Source organism: Microbacterium sp. Bi128, from assembly GCF_918698205.1.
The window spans coordinates 1-1607 of record NZ_CAKKMM010001181.1; the positions used below are offsets into that span (position 1 = coordinate 1).

The window sequence follows — 1607 nt, forward strand, 5'->3', positions numbered from 1 at the left end:
TGACCCCCTCGAGTTACTTCCGTTTCCCGCATCTGCACGGCGATCTGGTCACCTTTGTGGCCGAGGACGACGTCTGGATTGCACCCGTGGGCGGGGGCCGCGCCTGGCGCGTATCCTCCCTGCAATCGCCGGCCCGCAACCCGCGCTTCACCCCCGACGGCAAGCGTCTGGTCTGGACCGTCGTCCAAGGGACTGCCCCGGAAGTCGTCACGGCCAACGTCGACGGCGGCGGCTACAGCCAGTTGAGCTACTTCGGCCACCCTTCCACCCGGGTCAAGGGTTTCACCCCCGACGGCGACGTCCTGGTGACCAGCGCGTTCCGCCAGTCCGACAGCCGTCACACCCACGCCTACAGCCTCCCCGTGACCGGCGGCTGGGCGCAGGAACTCCCGTTCGGCCCGGTCGAGTCCGTGGCCTACGGCCCCGTCGTCGGCGACGAACGCCCTGTGGTGCTCGCCAGTGTCCTCTCGCGTGAGCCGGCCTGGTGGAAGCGCTACCGCGGCGGCGCCGCCGGCAAGCTGTGGATCGACGCCGACGGAAACGATGAATTCGTCCGGCTCGCTGCCGCGCTGGACGGAAACCTCACGGACCCCCTGTGGGTCAAGGGACGGATCGCGTTCCTGTCCGACCACGAGGGTTACGGAAACCTCTATTCCGTCCTGCCCAACGGCAGCGACCTGCGGCGCCACACGGACCACGAGGACTTCTATGTCCGCCACGCCGCCACCGACGGCGAACGCGTGATCTTCGAATCGGCCGGTGAGCTCTGGCTGCTGCCCAGCCTCGACGCCGAGGCCGTCAAGCTCGACATTGTGCTCGGTTCCGCCTCGCAGGCGCGCCGGCCCGCCCCGCTGAAGCCCTCGAAGCACCTTGGCGACGTCGTACCGGACCGCACGGGCGCGTCCAGTGCCGTCGAATCCCACGGAACCGTCCACTGGCTGCGGCACAAGGACGGCCCTTCCCGCGTCCTCGAGGCCACCCCGGGCGGCCGGGCACGGCTGCCGCGGCCCTTCGGCGAGGGCCGGATCGCCTATGTCGCCGACCACGACGGCGTCGAGGCTCTGTACCTGAAAGCCATTGCGGCGCCCCTGGCCGGAGCGGCTGTGGCAGCATCGAAGGCCCCGCAGCCGGCCGTGCAGTCCGCTGCCGAGTCAACGGCCCGGCCCGTTGCTTCCGCCGAGGACGCAGGCATGCAGTTGCCGAAGCCGGTGTCCGCCGCCGCGCTGACCGGCGCAGGATCAATCCCCGCCGGTGCAAACGGTTCCGTGTCCGGCGCGGTCGCAGCGGTCCCGGCCCCGGCTGCTGCAGACGCAGCCGGCTCCATCTCCGGCTCCGAGCCCGACCGGGCCGGTGCGGGCGCCGCCGTGGAGGCCGCGCCTGCCTCCGATGAGCTGACGCGGATCGACTTCCCCAAGCCCAGCCGGACCAGCGCCATCGAAGCCAGCCCGGACGGGCGCTGGCTCGCCGTCGGCACGGCGTTCGGTGATATCTACCTTGCCGACACCCGCACGGGCACGATATCCCAGCTGAGCAGTATCGGGGAGGGCAGCATTGAGGGATTCACCTGGTCCCCCGACTCCGCGTGGCTCGGCTGGTCCGAGCCACGC

At 70.8% G+C, this 1607-nt stretch carries 1 pseudogene; it reads left to right on the forward strand.

Annotation, left to right across the window (positions count from 1 at the left end):
• Window positions 1-1607 (forward strand): annotated as a pseudogene (locus LQV45_RS31025) (peptidase S41); the annotation flags it as partial.